The 15,293-nt window shown below is 72.1% G+C and carries 13 protein-coding genes; 1 reads left to right on the top strand and 12 read right to left on the bottom strand.

All coding sequences use genetic code 11. The features are described from left to right. Window positions 1–30: 30 nt before the first annotated feature. Both AB4Y76_RS09480 and AB4Y76_RS09475 read right to left on the bottom strand, forming a co-directional pair. On the bottom strand, window positions 31–2,004 hold the full coding sequence (locus tag AB4Y76_RS09480) for a TIGR03960 family B12-binding radical SAM protein (protein WP_441924513.1): 1,974 nt from the start codon (window positions 2,002–2,004) through the stop codon (window positions 31–33). Between the two features lie 70 nt (window positions 2,005–2,074). After that, on the bottom strand, window positions 2,075–3,106 hold the full coding sequence (locus AB4Y76_RS09475) for a nitronate monooxygenase (protein ID WP_441924511.1): 1,032 nt from the start codon (window positions 3,104–3,106) through the stop codon (window positions 2,075–2,077). Window positions 3,107–3,166: 60 nt separating this feature from the next. Here AB4Y76_RS09475 and AB4Y76_RS09470 point away from each other — a divergent pair, with 60 nt between their 5' ends. Continuing rightward, window positions 3,167–4,258, top strand: a complete 1,092-nt coding sequence (locus AB4Y76_RS09470) for a calcium:proton antiporter (RefSeq protein ID WP_441924509.1) — start codon at window positions 3,167–3,169, stop codon at window positions 4,256–4,258. Between the two features lie 7 nt (window positions 4,259–4,265). Here AB4Y76_RS09470 and rodA read toward each other — a convergent pair whose 3' ends face one another. The 10 genes from rodA to AB4Y76_RS09420 form a co-directional block, all read right to left on the bottom strand. Beyond that, the gene (gene rodA / locus AB4Y76_RS09465) at window positions 4,266–5,465 is read right to left on the bottom strand and encodes a rod shape-determining protein RodA (protein ID WP_441924507.1); all 1,200 of its coding nucleotides are present in this window, start codon (window positions 5,463–5,465) and stop codon (window positions 4,266–4,268) included. Continuing rightward, window positions 5,462–7,609, bottom strand: coding sequence for a penicillin-binding protein 2 (mrdA, locus tag AB4Y76_RS09460; protein WP_441924505.1), 2,148 nt, complete (start codon window positions 7,607–7,609; stop codon window positions 5,462–5,464). The genes rodA and mrdA overlap by 4 nt, the downstream gene beginning before the upstream one ends. A 2-nt stretch (window positions 7,610–7,611) precedes the next feature. Further along, entirely contained in the window at window positions 7,612–8,121 is a 510-nt protein-coding gene (mreD, locus tag AB4Y76_RS09455) for a rod shape-determining protein MreD (protein WP_441924503.1), read from the bottom strand. After that, window positions 8,118–9,020, bottom strand: coding sequence for a rod shape-determining protein MreC (gene mreC / locus AB4Y76_RS09450; RefSeq protein ID WP_441924501.1), 903 nt, complete (start codon window positions 9,018–9,020; stop codon window positions 8,118–8,120). Before mreC ends, mreD begins: the two co-directional genes overlap by 4 nt. Beyond that, window positions 9,017–10,048, bottom strand: a complete 1,032-nt coding sequence (locus AB4Y76_RS09445; protein WP_441924499.1) for a rod shape-determining protein — start codon at window positions 10,046–10,048, stop codon at window positions 9,017–9,019. Before AB4Y76_RS09445 ends, mreC begins: the two co-directional genes overlap by 4 nt. 148 nt (window positions 10,049–10,196) lie before the next feature. Further along, the gene (locus tag AB4Y76_RS09440) at window positions 10,197–11,159 is read right to left on the bottom strand and encodes a hypothetical protein (RefSeq protein ID WP_441924497.1); all 963 of its coding nucleotides are present in this window, start codon (window positions 11,157–11,159) and stop codon (window positions 10,197–10,199) included. 13 nt (window positions 11,160–11,172) lie between these two features. Further along, window positions 11,173–11,580 (bottom strand): nucleoside-diphosphate kinase, encoded by a 408-nt coding sequence (ndk, locus tag AB4Y76_RS09435; protein WP_441924495.1) that lies wholly within the window; start codon window positions 11,578–11,580, stop codon window positions 11,173–11,175. Window positions 11,581–11,599: 19 nt separating this feature from the next. Continuing rightward, a complete protein-coding gene (locus AB4Y76_RS09430) occupies window positions 11,600–13,219 on the bottom strand; it encodes an AMP-binding protein (protein ID WP_441924493.1) in 1,620 nt (539 codons plus the stop codon). A 170-nt stretch (window positions 13,220–13,389) separates the two neighbouring features. Then, window positions 13,390–13,752, bottom strand: a complete 363-nt coding sequence (locus tag AB4Y76_RS09425) for a DUF4233 domain-containing protein (protein WP_441924733.1) — start codon at window positions 13,750–13,752, stop codon at window positions 13,390–13,392. After that, entirely contained in the window at window positions 13,752–15,125 is a 1,374-nt protein-coding gene (locus tag AB4Y76_RS09420; protein ID WP_441924491.1) for a bifunctional folylpolyglutamate synthase/dihydrofolate synthase, read from the bottom strand. The genes AB4Y76_RS09425 and AB4Y76_RS09420 overlap by 1 nt, the downstream gene beginning before the upstream one ends. Between the last annotated feature and the right edge of the window lie 168 nt (window positions 15,126–15,293).

Raw genomic sequence — 15,293 nt, 5'->3', positions numbered from 1 at the left:
CCGGAGCGCGTCGTGGGGCACACGACTCGGCTACACCACGCTGAGCGGGAGAAGCTTCTGTCCCGTCGGGCCGATCTGGATGTCGGTGCCCATCTCGGGGCAGACGCCGCAGTCGTAGCAGGGGGTCCAGCGGCAGTCCTCGACGTCGATCGAGTCGGCGTCCAGGGCGTCCTCCCAGTCCTCCCAGAGCCAGTCCTTGTCCAGGCCGGAGTCCAGGTGGTCCCAGGGCAGCACCTCGGCGTAGGTGCGCTCGCGGGTGGTGAACCAGTCGACGTCGACGCCGGTCCCGGCCAGGCCGGTCTCGGCCGCGGCCATCCAGCGGTCGTAGGAGAAGTGCTCGCTCCAGCCGTCGAAGCGGCCGCCGTCGCGCCAGGCCTGCTCGATGACCTTCCCGACCCGGCGGTCGCCCCGGGACAGCAGGCCTTCGACGATGCCCGGCTTGCCGTCGTGGTAGCGGAACCCGATCGCGCGGCCGTACTTCTTGTCGTTGCGCACCGCCTCGCGGAGCTTGTACAGCCGCGCGTCGGTGGTCTCGTGGTCGAGGTGCGCGGCCCACTGGAACGGGGTGTGCGGCTTCGGCACGAACCCGCCGATCGAGACGGTGCAGCGGATGTCGTTGTGGCCCGAGACCTCGCGGCCCTTCTGGATGACCTTGCGCGCCAGGTCGGCGATCTCCAGCACGTCCTCGTCGGTCTCGGTGGGCAGCCCGACCATGAAGTAGAGCTTCACCTGTCGCCAGCCGTGCGAGTACGCCGCCGCGACCGTGGCGATCAGGTCCTCCTCGGTGACCATCTTGTTGATCACCTTGCGCATCCGCTCCGAGCCGCCCTCGGGGGCGAAGGTCAGACCGGACCGGCGGCCGTTGCGGGAGAACTCGTTGGCCAGGGTGATGTTGAAGGCGTCGACCCGCGTGCTCGGCAGCGACAGCGACACGTTGGTGCCGTCGTACCGGTCGGCGAGGCCGGTGGCGACCTCGGCGATCTCGGTGTGGTCCGCGCTGGAGAGGGAGAGCAGCCCGACCTCGTCGAAGCCGGACTTCCGGATCCCGTTCTCGACCATCTCGCCGATCGTGGTGATCGAGCGCTCCCGCACCGGGCGGGTGATCATGCCGGCCTGGCAGAAGCGGCAGCCGCGGGTGCAGCCGCGGAAGATCTCCACCGAGAAGCGCTCGTGCACGGTCTCGGCCAGCGGCACCAGCGGGTTGCGCGGGTACGGCCAGGAGTCCAGGTCCATCAGGGTGTGCTTCGCGACCCGGGCCGGCACGCCGGGCACGTTCGGGACCGCGGGCTGCAGCGCGCCGTCCTCGCCGTAGCCGACGTCGTAGAACTTCGGCACGTAGACGCCGCCGCTGACGGCGAGCCGGCGGAGCAGCTCGTCGCGCGGGGTGGCCATCGCGCCCGCGGGGCAGCCCTCGGCCTTCCACTCGCGGATGACGGCGCTGATCTTGAGGACGACCTCCTCGCCGTCGCCGAGCACGGCGGCGTCGATGAAGTCGGCGATCGGCTCGGGGTTGAACGCCGAGTGGCCGCCGGCCAGCACGACCGGGTCGTCCTCGGTGCGGTCGACCGCGTGCAGCGGGATGCCCGCCAGGTCGAGCGCGGTGAGCATGTTCGTGTAGCCGAGCTCGGTGGAGAACGACAGCCCGAGCACGTCGAAGGCGCGCACCGGCCGGTGGCTGTCGACGGTGAACTGCGGGATGCCCTCGGCACGCATCACGGCCTCGAGGTCCGGCCAGACGGCGTAGGTGCGCTCGGCGAGGGTGTCCTCGGCCTCGTTGAGCACTTCGTAGAGGATCTGGACGCCCTGGTTGGGCAGGCCGACCTCGTAGGCGTCGGGGTACATCAGCGCCCACCGGACCGTGGTCGCGTCCTCGCCCCACTCCTTGGTCACCGAGTTGAGCTCGCCGCCGACGTACTGGATCGGCTTCTGGACCCGCGGCAGGTGCGGCTCCAGCCGGGGGAAGACCGACTCGGGAGTCCGGGATCGATCGGTGGTGACGGGCACAGCGAACCTCTTCGGGGAAGGCGGGGGAACCGTCCCAGGGTACGCGGAACCCCCACCGCGATCGAGTCGGTCAGGCGCGGCCGGCGAGCGCGCCCAGGATGTGCGCCGCCGGCGCCGCCCGTACGCCGCGGTGCCCGGCGCCGGCCCACAGGTTCACCAGGCTCGGGTCCTCGTTCGCCGCCGCGGCCCGCCGGATCGGCGAGGTGAGGTGGTGCACCGCGGGGTAGCCGAGCGGAGCCGCGGCGTCGTGCGCCCGCAGGAACGCGTTCGGCAGGCCACGGGCCGGGCGCCCGGAGAAGGCGCGGGTGACGACCGGGTCGGCGCGCTCCGGGTCCGCCAGCCCGGCCCGGTACGCCGCCGAGGTGCCCGCCTCGTCGGCGAGGAGCAGGAGCGTGCCGATCGCGACGAGATCGGCCCCGGCAGCCAGTGCCGCCACCACGTCCTCGGCTCCCCCGACGCCACCGCCGGCGATCACGGGCAGATCGGTGACCGCGCGGACCGCGGCGACGAGCTCGGGCAGCGGCCGGGTCGGCTCGGGCGCGGCCGGAGTGAAGGTGCCGTGGTGGCCGCCGGCGGCGCCGCTCTGCACCACCAGCAGGTCGGCCACACCGTCGGCGGCCCGCGCCTCGGCGGCGGAGGTGACCGTCTGGGCGAGCAGGCTGCCGGCCCGGCGCAGCCTCCGGACGGTGCCGTGGTCGGGGAGCCCGAAGGTGAAGGACACCACCGGCGGAGCGGCGTCCTCGAGCACGGCGACCTTGTCCTGCCAGCCGTCGTCGTCCTCGACCGGGACGGACGGCAGCTCGACGCCGAGCCGGTCGGCCCACGGCAGCAGCCGTTCGCGGTAGGCGCGGTACGCGGCCGGGTCGACCCGCACCGCGGGCGGTGCGAACAGGTTCACCCCGAACCGCCCGGTGGTGCCGCGCACCGCCGCGACCTGGTCCGCGAGATCCGCCGCGGTGCGGTAGCCGGCGGCGAGGAACCCGAGCGAGCCGGCGCCGGCCGCCGCGGTCACCAGTCCCGGGGTCGTCGGACCGCCGGCCATCGGCGCCGCCACGACGGGCAGGTCGAGGCCGAGCAGGGAGCGCAGGTCGGGACGGGCCACGGCCCCATCCTGCCGGGTCGCCCGAGAAAGAGAGCTCCCCCGGTCTCCTAGACTCCGGGCATGGCCGTCACCCCCGCCCGTCGTGTCGACCTGCTCCGGCGCTGGACGTCGTGGGTCCCGCTCCTCGCCGCCGTCGTGCTCGCGATCGCCTGGGGGAAGCACCCCGGGGACGGCGTCCTGATCGCGATGGTGCCGCTGCTGGCCGGCGCGGTCTTCGCGGCCGTGCACCACGCCGAGGTGGTGGCGCACAAGATCGGCGAGCCGTTCGGGTCGCTGCTGCTCGCGGTCGCGGTCACCGTGATCGAGGTCGGCCTGATCGTGATGCTGATGACCTCGGACAAGGACACCTCGACGCTGGCCCGCGACACCGTCTTCGCCGCGGTGATGATCTGCCTCAACGGCATCGTCGGCCTGGTGCTGCTCGTCGGCGCCCTCAAGCGCCACCACGCGAACTTCAACCCCGAGGGCACCGGGGCCGCGTTCGCCACGGTCATCACGCTCGCGTTCGTGACCCTGGTGCTCCCCCGGTTCTCGACCAGCGCGCCCGGCCCGGAGTTCACCGCCGCCCAGCTCGCCTTCGCCGCCACGGCCTCACTGGCCCTCTACGGGCTGTTCGTCTTCACCCAGACCGTGCGGCACCGGGAGTTCTACCTCTCCGAGGGCGAGGCGGACAGCGACGACGGGCACGAGGTCGTCGCCGCCGACGCCTGGTGGAGCCTCGGCCTGCTGCTCGTCTCGCTCGTCGCCGTGGTCGGCCTGGCCAAGCTGGAGTCCGGCGGCATCGAGCACCTGGTCCAGGCGGCCGGGCTGCCGCAGGCCGTCGTCGGCGTGGTGATCGCGCTGATGGTGCTCGCGCCCGAGTCGATCGCCGCGGTCCGGGCAGCCAGCACCGACCGGGTCCAGAACGGGCTCAACCTCGCCTACGGCTCCGCGATGGCCTCGATCGGCCTGACCATCCCGGCGATCGCGGTCGCGATGATCTGGCTGGACGGGCCGCTCACCCTCGGCCTCGCGCCCACGCAGATCGTGCTGCTGGTGATGTCGTGCTTCGTGGGCATCCTGACGATCGTCCCGGGACGCGCGCAGACCCTCCAGGGCGGCGTGCACCTGGCGATCCTGGCCGCGTTCGTCTTCCTGTCGATCGCGCCCTAGCGATCTTCTAGCGCACCAGCCGGTTCTGCGGGGGGCGGCGGCCGATGTTGAGCAGCAGCCCGATCGCCATCAGCGAGGCGAACATCGACGAGCCGCCGTACGAGACGAGCGGGAGCGGGACGCCGGTGACCGGCATGATCCCCAGGCACATCCCGATGTTCTGGAAGGTCTGGAAGCCGAACCAGCAGGCGATGCCCGCCGCGGCGACCCGGCCGAAGAGGTCGTCGGCGGCGAGCGCGATCCGCAGCGCCCGCCACAGCAGCACCGCGAACAGGACGATCAGGAGGCCGGCGCCGATCAGGCCGAGCTCCTCGCCGGCGACGGTGAAGACGAAGTCGGTGTGCTGCTCGGGCACGAAGCCGGACCTGGTCTGGGAGCCGTCGAAGAGACCGCGGCCGAAGAGCCCGCCGTTGCCGATCGCGATCCGGGCCTGGGTGGTGTTGTAGCCGGCACCGCGCGGGTCGAGGTCCGGGTTCGTGAACGCCATGAACCGGTTGATCTGGTAGGCCTTGAGGACGCCCGCCTGGACCACGACGACGGCGCCGAGGACGCCCGCACCGAAGAGCCCGACCAGCCAGCGCCGCGGCGCCCCGGCCGCGGCCAGCACGCCGAAGACGGTCGCGGAGAGCACCAGCATCGTGCCGAGGTCGGGCTGCAGCAGGATCAGCGCCGCCGGCAGCCCGGCGATGAGCAGCATCAGGACGACATCGAGGTCGCCGACCCGGCGCCGCGTCGAGCTCTCGGTGCGCTCGGCGACCAGCAGCGCCATCCCGACCACGACGGCCAGCTTGGCGAACTCGGCCGGCTGGATCGACATCCCGCCGATCAGCAGCCAGGAACGGGACCCGTTGATGGTCGAGCCCATCACCAGCACCAGCAGCAGGCCGATCACCGAGCCGACGTACACGAGCGGGGTGAGGATCCGCACCCAGCGCTGGTCGGTGAGCAGCACCGAGGCGCCCAGACCGAGGCCGATCACGATGTTGACCAGGTGCTTGGTCAGGTACGCCGTCGGGTTGCCGCCGGTGAGGGCCTCGTTGGTCGACGTCGACGACCAGACCAGCAGGGTCCCGGTGACCAGGATCGCCGCGGTGGCGAGGACCAGGATCCAGTCGATCCGGGGCGCGGCGACCACGCTGCGGGCGTTGCTGGTCGCACTGCGGCGCAGCTCGGCGCCGCGGACCCGGGACGAGGCGACGATGCTCATCGGTCCTCCTGGTTGCTCTTCGGGCGGGCGGCCGGGGGCAGGATCGACCCGTCCGCGGCGAAGGTCGGCAGCCGCTTCGGCGGTGTGGTGCCGGGGATCGCCGACCGCGCCGGGTTCACGTCCTCGCCGGCGATGCCGTAGAGGGCTTCCCAGATCTTGCGGACCGCCGGTCCGGAGGTGCCGGAGCCGGTACCGGCCTGGGTCACCATCATCACGACCACGTAGTCCTTCGTGTACGTCGCGACCCACGAGGTGCTCTGCTTGCCGTAGACCTCGGCCGAGCCGGTCTTGCCGCGGATCTTGACCTTGTCGAGCGGGAAGCCGCCGAACTTCCAGGCGAGCGTGCCGGTCTTCGGGGTGCCCTGGAGCGCCTCGTCGACGTACTTCAGCGCCGACTTCTTCGACTTCACCCGGCCCTCGACGACCGGCTTGACGGTCTTCACGACCTTGCCGGACGGGTCGACGATCGCCTTCGCGATCCGCGGGGCGTAGAGGGTGCCGCCGTTGGAGAGGGCGGCGTACGCGCGGGCCAGCTGGACCGGCGTGACCATCGTGTCGCCCTGGCCGATGGCGAAGTTGACCGAGTCGCCGGCACGGTACTGGTTGCCCTCCAGGCAGAACTCGTGGGCGAAGACGTGCAGGAAGTCGCGCTTGCCGGTCTTGTTCTGCTTGTCGACCTTGCAGTAGTAGCCCTTCATCGCGTTCCAGTAGTCGAGCTTCCAGTGCCGGTCGGCGATCCGGCCGCCGGCCTCGCCGGGGATGTCGAGCCCGGTCTTGCGGCCGAAGCCGAACGACTTCGCCTCGGTGACCAGCGGATCCTTGGCCTTCACGTTGCTCGGGTCGGAGCCGTACTTGTTCCAGAACCCGAGGCCGACCCGGTAGAAGAAGGTGTCGCAGGAGATCTGCAGCGCGCGGGCGAAGTCGATGCTGCCGTAGGACGCCGACTCGTAGTTCTTGAACCAGCGGTTGCCGACCTGGAGGCCGCTGGAGCAGTCCAGCCGGCTGTCCGGCGAGTAGCCGTTGTTGAGCGCGCCGACCGTCATGATCGGCTTCCAGGTGGAGCCGGGGGCGAACTGGCCCTGGGTGGCCCGGGAGACCAGCGGCACGCCGTTCTTCTTCGAGTAGAGCTTCTTCAGCTGCTTCGAGGTGATCCCGTTGACCCAGATCGACGGGTCGTACGTCGGCTGGCTGGCCATCGCGACGACCCGGCCGGTCTTCGCCTCCAGCACCACGACCGCGCCGGAGTCGGCGACGTAGTTCTTGTGGGTCACCTTGTCGTAGGTCTTGCGCGCGGTGGTGATCGCCTCGTGCAGCTCCTTCTCGACGATGCCCTGGACCTTCGCGTCGATCGAGGTGACCAGGGTGTCGCCGGGGGTCGACTTCACCTCGGCGCTGTCGTCGAGGACGCGACCCATCGAGTCGACCGCGACCTTCTTGTAGCCGGGCATCCCGCGCAGCCAGCGGTCGTAGGACTTCTCCAGCCCGGCGCGGCCCACCACCGAGGCGCCGTTGAGCGAAGCGTCGTCCTCGCGGCCGGCCTCGTCGAGCTCGTCGGCGGTGATCGGGCTGAGGTAGCCGAGAACGCCGGCGGCGTTGATCCCGTACGGCGACGGGTAGGCGCGCACACTGCGGGCCTCGGCGAGCACGCCCGGGAAGTCCTCGGCCTGCTCGGAGATCCGGACCGCGACCTCCTGCGGCACGTCGTGGGCGACCGGGATCGGCTGGAAGGGCGAGCCGTTCCAGCACGTTTCCTTCACCGCGTCCGGCGTCCCGCAGAGCCGGGTGCGGGCGAGCACGTCGGCGTACGGCTCGGCGACGGTGGTGGCCACCTTGCGCAGCAGCGCCTCGCGCTCGCCGGCGTCGAGCCGGCCGAGCACGGTCCGGTCGACGCTGACCTCCCAGCTGGTCCGGTTGGCGACCAGGGGCCGGCCCATCGCGTCCACGACGAGGCCGCGGGCGGGCTGCACGACGACGTCGCGGACCGACTGCTCGGCGGCCTTGGCCTGGTACTCCTCGCCGGTGGAGACCTGGAGGAACCAGAGCCGGGCGAGCAGGGTGAGGAAGAGGGAGAGCATCCCGACCTGCATCACGAACAGCCGCGCCCGGCCTCTCTGCCGGTCCGGGCGGATCAGGACCGCGGCCATGCCTAGGCGGTCCTCAGCGGACGAGCCAGATCCATCAGCCAGAGCAGCAGCGGGATCAGCAGCGGTGCCAGCAACAGGTCCCAGAGCACGCTGATCACGATCACCTGGAGCATCTCGTCCATCGGCAGCGCCGCGTCGTCGAGCAGCACGCCGGTGAGCGCGTAGACGGAGGTACCCACGAACGAGGCGGCGCCGACGACCAGGACCGCGGTGACCGTGGAGCTCCGGGCGTCGCGCTGGACCCGGCCGGCCAGGTAACCGACCACGACGAGGGCGAGCGCCCAGCGTCCGGCGACGTGGTCGGCGGGCGGGGCGAGGTCGAGGAGGAGGCCGGCGCCGAAGCCGAGCAGCATGGCGAACTTCGGGCCGCGGGCGATCGCGGCGGCGACGACGAGGATCAGCGCGAGGTTGGGCACCACGCCGTCGACGGCGACGTACCGGAAGACGACGGCCTGGCAGACCACCGCGAGGCAGACCAGGGCGCCGAGCAGCGCGGCGCGGGCGGCGGTCACCGGACGCCTCCCGCGGCCACGACCGGGCGGTCGCCCCGGGTGCCCTTCGGGACGACGACGCCGACGACGTCGAGCGCGGAGAAGTTCACGAACGGCTTGATCACCGCGCGGCGCGAGCTCTGCCGCGGCGAGGAGACCACCGAGGTGACGGTGCCGATCGGGATCCCGGCGACGTACGGGACGCCGTTCTCCGACCCCCAGGTCACCACGACGTCGTCCTTCGCGGGCATCACAGCGTTGTCGACGAGGTCGAGCTCGAGCCGGCCGCCGTCACCGACCGACCCGCGGCCGCGCAGGAAGCCGATCTCGAGGTTGGAACCGAGCCGGCCGCCGACCACGGAGTCGCGGTCGACGACGAGCAGCACGGTCGCGGTGCTGCGGGTGGCCCGGACGACGCGGCCGACGAGCCCGTCGTTGTTCAGCACGGTCATGTCCTTGCGCACCCCCGCCGAGGTGCCCGCGTCGATGGTCACGGTGCGGGAGAACGACTGCAGCGGTCCCATCGCGACGACCCGGGCCGCGACCAGCGAGTAGCCGGTCTCGGCCACGGTGCGGGTCAGGCCGTCGAGCGCGGCCAGGCGCTTGCGGTCCAGCGGGTCGGTCGCCCGGGCGGAACGCAGCCGGGCGTTGTCGGCCTCGAGGCGGGAGACGTCCGCGCGCAGCGAGTCGTTGGTGCGGAAGAACGCCTTCACCGAGGTGAACGGCCGGGCGACCCCGTCGGCGGCGGTCTCCACCGGCCCGACGACGTTGCCGACGGCGCTGCGCAGGCCGTCGACCGGGGAGGCGTCCCCGGCCTTGGCGTCGAGCGTCATCACGGTCACGGAGGCGAGCACGAGCAGCGCGAGCACCCGGCCCGGGCTGTCCCGGCCGGGTCGGCGTCCCGAGTCGAACCGCTTCATCCGGCGCGCCGTGTCTCCGCGACCAGGACCTGCTGGAGCGCCTCGAACTCCTCGACGCACTTGCCGGCACCGAGCGCGACGCAGCTCAACGGGTCCGCGGCCACGTGCACCGGCATCCCGGTCTCGTGGCGCAGCCGCTCGTCGAGGCCGCGCAGCAGCGCACCGCCGCCGGTGAGCACGATGCCGCGGTCCATGATGTCGCCGGCCAGCTCGGGCGGCGTCTGGTCGAGGGTGGCGCGGACGGCGTCGATGATCGCGTGCAGCTGCTCCTCGATCGCCCTGCGGATCTCGGGGGCGCCCACGGTGACCGTGCGCGGCAGGCCGGAGACCATGTCGCGGCCGCGGATCTCGGCGCTCGGCTCCTCGGCCAGCGGGAACGCGGATCCGAGGGTCATCTTGATCTCCTCGGCGGTGCCCTCCCCCAGCATCAGGGAGTGCTCCTTCTTCATGTACGCGATGATCGCCTGGTCGAGCTCGTCGCCGGCGGTGCGCACCGAGAGGGTGGTGACCAGCCCGCCGAGGGAGATCACGGCGACCTCGGTGGTGCCGCCGCCGATGTCGACGACCATGTTGCCGGTGGCCTCGTGGACGGGCAGCCCGGCACCGATGGCGGCGGCCATCGGCTCCTCGATGATGTAGACCTTGCGGGCGCCGGCCTGGTAGCCGGCCTCCTTCACGGCGCGCTGCTCGACCGGGGTGACGCCGCTCGGCACGCAGATCACCAGCCGCGGCTTGGTGAAGTAGCGGCGGCGGTGCACCTGGGCGATGAAGTGGCGCAGCATCTGCTCGGTGGCGTCGAAGTCGGCGATGACGCCGTCGCGCAGCGGCCGGATCGCGGTGATGCCTTCCGGCGTACGGCCGATCATCCGCTTGGCGTCGCTGCCGACGGCCAGGATCTCGTGGGTGTTCGCGTGCATCGCGACCACGGACGGCTCGTCGAGGAGCACGCCCTTGCCGCGGACGTAGACCAGCGTGTTGGCGGTGCCGAGGTCCACCGCCAGGTCACGGCCGATCAGGTTGTTCGCCATGTCGTCGCCTCGCAGGAGCATCAAGTGGGGAAGGAGCGAGACACACAGCCACCGTCAGCAACACGGAAACCACGTGTCCCACCAGTAACGAGACTAAGTTGGCCCGGCGAGGATCCCCGGGAGGACACGCGGGCGGCTCGCCGCCCCGTCACCAGGCGCAGTGCGCCCGCGGCCCCGCCAGCACGCTGCGCCGGTCCAGCCGGAGCAGCGCCGGTACGACGCGCTCGCCGTCGTCCAGGTACGGACGGGTGCCGGCCTCGCTGACCGTCCAGATGTCCGGACCGACCAGCTCGATGTCCTCGCCGCCCGGGACGAACGAGACCGGCGCCCGGCCGGGAGCCTTCAGCGCGCCGCAGTGCGTCCGCGAGGAGCTGGACCAGAGCCCGCCGCCCTGGCCCGAGGTGACCCCCTGCAACCGCGCCGGCACCTTCCGGACCGCGACCGGGCGGTCGAGCAGGGTCGTCCCGGGCGCCAGCACGTGGTCCAGATCGAACCACCAGAGCCTCCCGGGCCGGTTCGGTACGTAGGAGGCCAGTCCGAGCCGGTTCCCGGAGACGAGCATCGTCCCGGCGCGCACCGGCGCGGCCAGCCGCCACACCCGGATCACCGGGTCGCCCCTCCCGAGCCGTGCCGGGTCGAGGAGCCAGAGCCGCTCGAACTCGGCCACCCACAGCCCGTGCCGGGTCAGCTCCATGCCGCCGGCGTGCCGGCAGTACGTCGGCTCCGGGCCGTACACGGGCGCCTCGAACTTCCGCACGAACGCCGTCGTCCGCCCGGTCCGGGTGTCGACGACGGCGATCTGGCACGGGCGCGGCCCGAGCGCGCGGCGCCAGCGGTAGCCGCCGACGTACGCCGTGGTGCCGCGGACCTCCAGGGACTGTGGCGTGAACCACCGGTCCACCTGCGGTACCCAGTACGCCGCGCAGACGGCCGGCGCTGCCGGGTAGCCCTCGAGCGGCGGGTGCGCCAGCGCCGGGGCCGGTCCGCGGACGTCCGCGAAGGAGACCCCGTCGCACCGGTCCGAGGCAGGCGCCGACCGGACGCTGCCGTCGCCGGCCGCGCACCCCGTCAGCAGGGCGGCCGCGGCGACGAGCGCGATCAGCTGCCGCACCGGGACTCAGGGCTCAGAGCTCGGGGAACCAGATCTTGATCTCGCGCGCGGCCGACTCCTCGGAGTCCGAGCCGTGGACCAGGTTCTCGCGGTTCGACAGCGACAGGTCGCCGCGGATCGTGCCCGGAGCGGCCTTGCGGCCGTCGGTGGCGCCGTTGACGAGCCGGACCACCTCGATGGCCTCGTCGCCCTCGAGGACCAGGGCCACCAGCGGCCCGCTGGTCACGAAGGCCCGCAGCGGCGGGTAGAAGTCGCGCTCGACGTGCTCGGCGTAGTGCTGGTCGGCCAGCTCGGCGTCGATGGTGCGGTGCTCCATCGCGACGATCGCCAGGCCCTTGGCCTCGAACCGGGACAGGACCTCTCCGACGAGGCCGCGCCGGACCGTGTCGGGCTTGAGCAGGACCAGGGTGCGCTGAGTCATGGAGCCACCCTAGAGGCGTTCAGTCCAGTCCCAGGCGTCGGGCCGTCTCCGCGCGCATCTCGACCTTGCGGACCTTCCCGGTCACCGTCATCGGGAATTCGTCGACCACGAGCACGTACCGCGGGATCTTGTAGTGCGCCAGCCGTCCGGTCGCGAACGCCCGGACCGCGTCGGCGTCGAGCGGGTCGCGGCCCTCGCGCATCCGGATCCAGGCGCAGAGCTCCTCGCCGTACCGCTCGTCGGGGACCCCGATCACCTGGACGTCCTCGACATCGGGATGGGTGTACAGGAACTCCTCGATCTCGCGCGGGTAGATGTTCTCCCCGCCGCGGATCACCATGTCCTTGATCCGTCCGACGATGGTGCAGTAGCCGTCCTCCCGCATCACCGCGAGGTCGCCGGTGTGCATCCAGCCGTCGGCGTCGATCGCCTCGGCCGTCTTCTCCGGGTCGTCCCAGTAGCCGAGCATCACCGAGTAGCCGCGGGTGCAGAGCTCGCCGGGCTCGCCGCGCTCCAGGGTGCGGCCGGTGCCGGGGTCGACGACCTTGACCTCGACGTGCGGGTGCACCCGGCCGATGGTCGCGGTACGCCGGTCCAGGTCGTCGTCGGAACGGGTCTGCGTCGAGACCGGCGAGGTCTCGGTCATCCCGTAGGCGATCGACACCTCCGACATGTGCATGTCGTCGATGCAGCGCTTCATCACCTCGACCGGGCACGGCGAACCGGCCATCACCCCGGTGCGCAACGAGGACAGGTCGTGCTCGGCGAAGCTCGGCGAGCTCTGCATCGCGATGAACATCGTCGGGACGCCGTACACGCCGGTGCAGCGTTCCTCGGCGATCGTGCGGAGCGTGATCTCCGGGTCGAACCCGGGCGCCGGGATCACCATCGCGGCGCCGTGGGTGACGCAGCCGAGGTTGCCCATCACCATCCCGAAGCAGTGGTAGAAGGGCACCGGGATGCAGAGCCGGTCGTGCTCGGTGAAGTTGATCGTCTCGGTGGTGAAGTAGCCGTTGTTCAGGATGTTGCGGTGGCTCAGCGTGGCGCCCTTGGGGAACCCGGTGGTGCCGCTCGTGTACTGGATGTTGATCGGGTCGTCCGGCGTCAGCACGTTCTCGGCCAGGTAGGCGGACAGCTCGAGCAGGGTGATCCCGGGGTCGCTCACGTTGTGCTCGGTCCAGTCCGGGGTGTCGAGGTAGACGACCCGCTGGACCGGCGTCCGGTCGACGATCTCGTCGATCATCGCGCGGTAGTCGCTGGTCCTGTACGACGTGGCCGCGACCAGCATCCGCGCGCCCGACTGGTTGAGCACGTACGCCAGCTCGTGGGTCCGGTAGGCCGGGTTCACGGTCACCAGGACGGCCCCGATCCGCGCGGTCGCGAACTGGGTGATCGTCCACTCGGCGCAGTTCGGCGCCCAGATCGCCACCCGGTCGCCCCGGGTGATGCCGGCCCGGAGCAGTCCGACCGCGAGCGCGTCGACGTCGGCGTCGAGCTCGGCGTAGGTCCACCGCCGGCCGCTGGCCACCTCGACCAGCGCCTCGCGGTCGGCGTGGGCGGCGGCCACCCGCGCGAGCGCGGCGCCGATCGTCTCCTCGAGCAGGGCGGGGCTGGTCTCGCCGGCGGCGTAGGACTCCATGGAGCCAAACTAGGGCACGTCTGACCGCTCGCTGCCGAAGCGAGCGTCGTCAGGCGCGGTGGCTGGCAAGGCCGAGGAGCGAAGGCGTGCCAGCGGCACGTCGAGCGACGAGAACGCCGCCAGGTGCCGTGCATGGCGGCGCGCAGCCGGCAGGAGCGGTCAGACGTGCCCTAGCCCTGGTCGGCCGCCTGCTCCTGCTCGTACGCCGCGTACGCCGCGGCCCGGTCGGTGTCGATCATCCGGCCGAGCCGGACGGCGGTGAACCAGAGCAGCAGGAAGAGCGCCCCGAGCACGTACATCGCCGTGACCAGCGTGCCGAGCGCGACCGCCGCGACCTGGATCGCCCAGCCGAGGCGGTAGCCCCACGGGCTGCGCAGCATCCCCGCGGCCAGCAGACAGGCGACGGTGAGCCCGAGGCCGATCCAGAGGGCGGTCGAGGTGTCGACCGACTCCACCGAGATCAGCACCGGAGTGGTCAGGCCGAGGACGACCGCCTCCAGCAGGAGGATCGCGGAGCAGAGCCGCCGCTGCATCACGACGGATCCTCCCGGGGGGCGATCAGGGCGCGGGCCTCGCCGACGGTGATGACCGAGCCGGTGACCAGGACGCCGCCGGAGCCGAGGCCCTCGCCGAAGACGCCGCCGACCTCGGCGAGGGCGGCCGCCTCGTCGATGGCGTTGACCAGCGAGGGGGCCTCGCTGACCCGGTCCTGGCCGAAGATGCCGCGGGCGACCTCGGCGAGCTCGTGCGCCGGCATCGCGCGCGCGGTCGAGTTCTGGGTGCAGACGATGTGCGCGAGCACCGGCTCCAGCGTCTCCAGCAGGCCCTCGTAGTCCTTGTCGGCCATCACGCCGACGACGCCGATCAGCGGGCTGAACGTGAAAGAGTCCTCCAGCGCGTCGACGACCGCACGGGCACCGTGCGGGTTGTGGGCGGCGTCGAGCACGATCGTCGGCGAGCGGCGGACGATCTCGAGCCGGCCCGGCGAGGTCACCTCGGCGAACGCGTCCCGGACGACCTCCTCCGACAGCGGCTCGTCACCGCCGACGAACGCCTCCACCGCGGCGAGCGCGAGTGCGGCGTTCTGAGCCTGGTGCGCCCCGTAGAGCGGAAGGAAGACGTCCTCGTAGGTGCCGCGCAGGCCCTGGATCGCGAGCATCTGGCCGCCGACCGCGGGCACCCGGGAGCGGATCCCGAACTCGAGGCCCTCCCGGGCGACGGTCGCCCCGACCTCGGCCGCGCGGGCGACGATCTGGGCAGCGGCGTCGGGCTCCTGCACCGCGGTGATCACGGTGGCGCCCGGCTTGATGATGCCGACCTTCTCGCGGGCGATCTCGGCGACGCTCCCGCCGAGGTACTGGGTGTGGTCGACCGCGATCGGGGTGAGCACGGCGACGGCGGCGTCGGCGACGTTGGTGGCGTCCCAGGTGCCGCCCATCCCGACCTCGACGACGGCGACGTCGACAGGGGCGTCCGCGAAGGCGGCGTACGCCATCCCGACGACGGTCTCGAAGAAGGACAGCGGGTGCGCCTGGTCGGCGTCGACCAGGTGCGTGTACGGCGCGACGTCGTTGAACGCGGCCACGAACGCCTCGTCGGACAGCGGCGCGCCGTCGACGACGATCCGCTCGGTCATCGACTCCAGGTGCGGACTGGTGAACCGGCCGGTGCGCAGCCCGAGGCCGCGGATCAGCGTCTCGACCATCCGCGCCGTCGAGGTCTTGCCGTTGGTACCGGTCAGCTGGATCACCGGGTAGCCGCGCTGCGGTTCGCCGAGGAGCTCGGTGAACGCGGCGATCCGGTCCAGGCTGGGTTCGAGCCGGGACTCGGGCCAGCGGGAGAGGAGGGCGTCCTCGACCTCGGCGTAGGTCTCGGCGGGACGGGGATCAGCGGGGAGGTCAGACATCTCGGGGCTCATCCTAGGCCTGCGCGCGTCGGGGACAGGAACTCCGGATCCCGGTGAGCGGTGGGCTCCCCCGCGCTACCCTTCCGGCCATCGCCGTGCCCGCGTCCCGGGGGCCGGTTCCCCCACGTCCGTACGACGCCGCGCCGCTCCGCCGGCAGCGCGTCCCCA

This window comes from Marmoricola sp. RAF53 (assembly GCF_052114005.1).
In the GTDB taxonomy this organism is placed as follows: domain Bacteria; phylum Actinomycetota; class Actinomycetes; order Propionibacteriales; family Nocardioidaceae; genus Marmoricola.
Note: the sequence above shows the minus strand (reverse complement) of the source record. Positions and strands in the feature narration are given on the sequence as shown.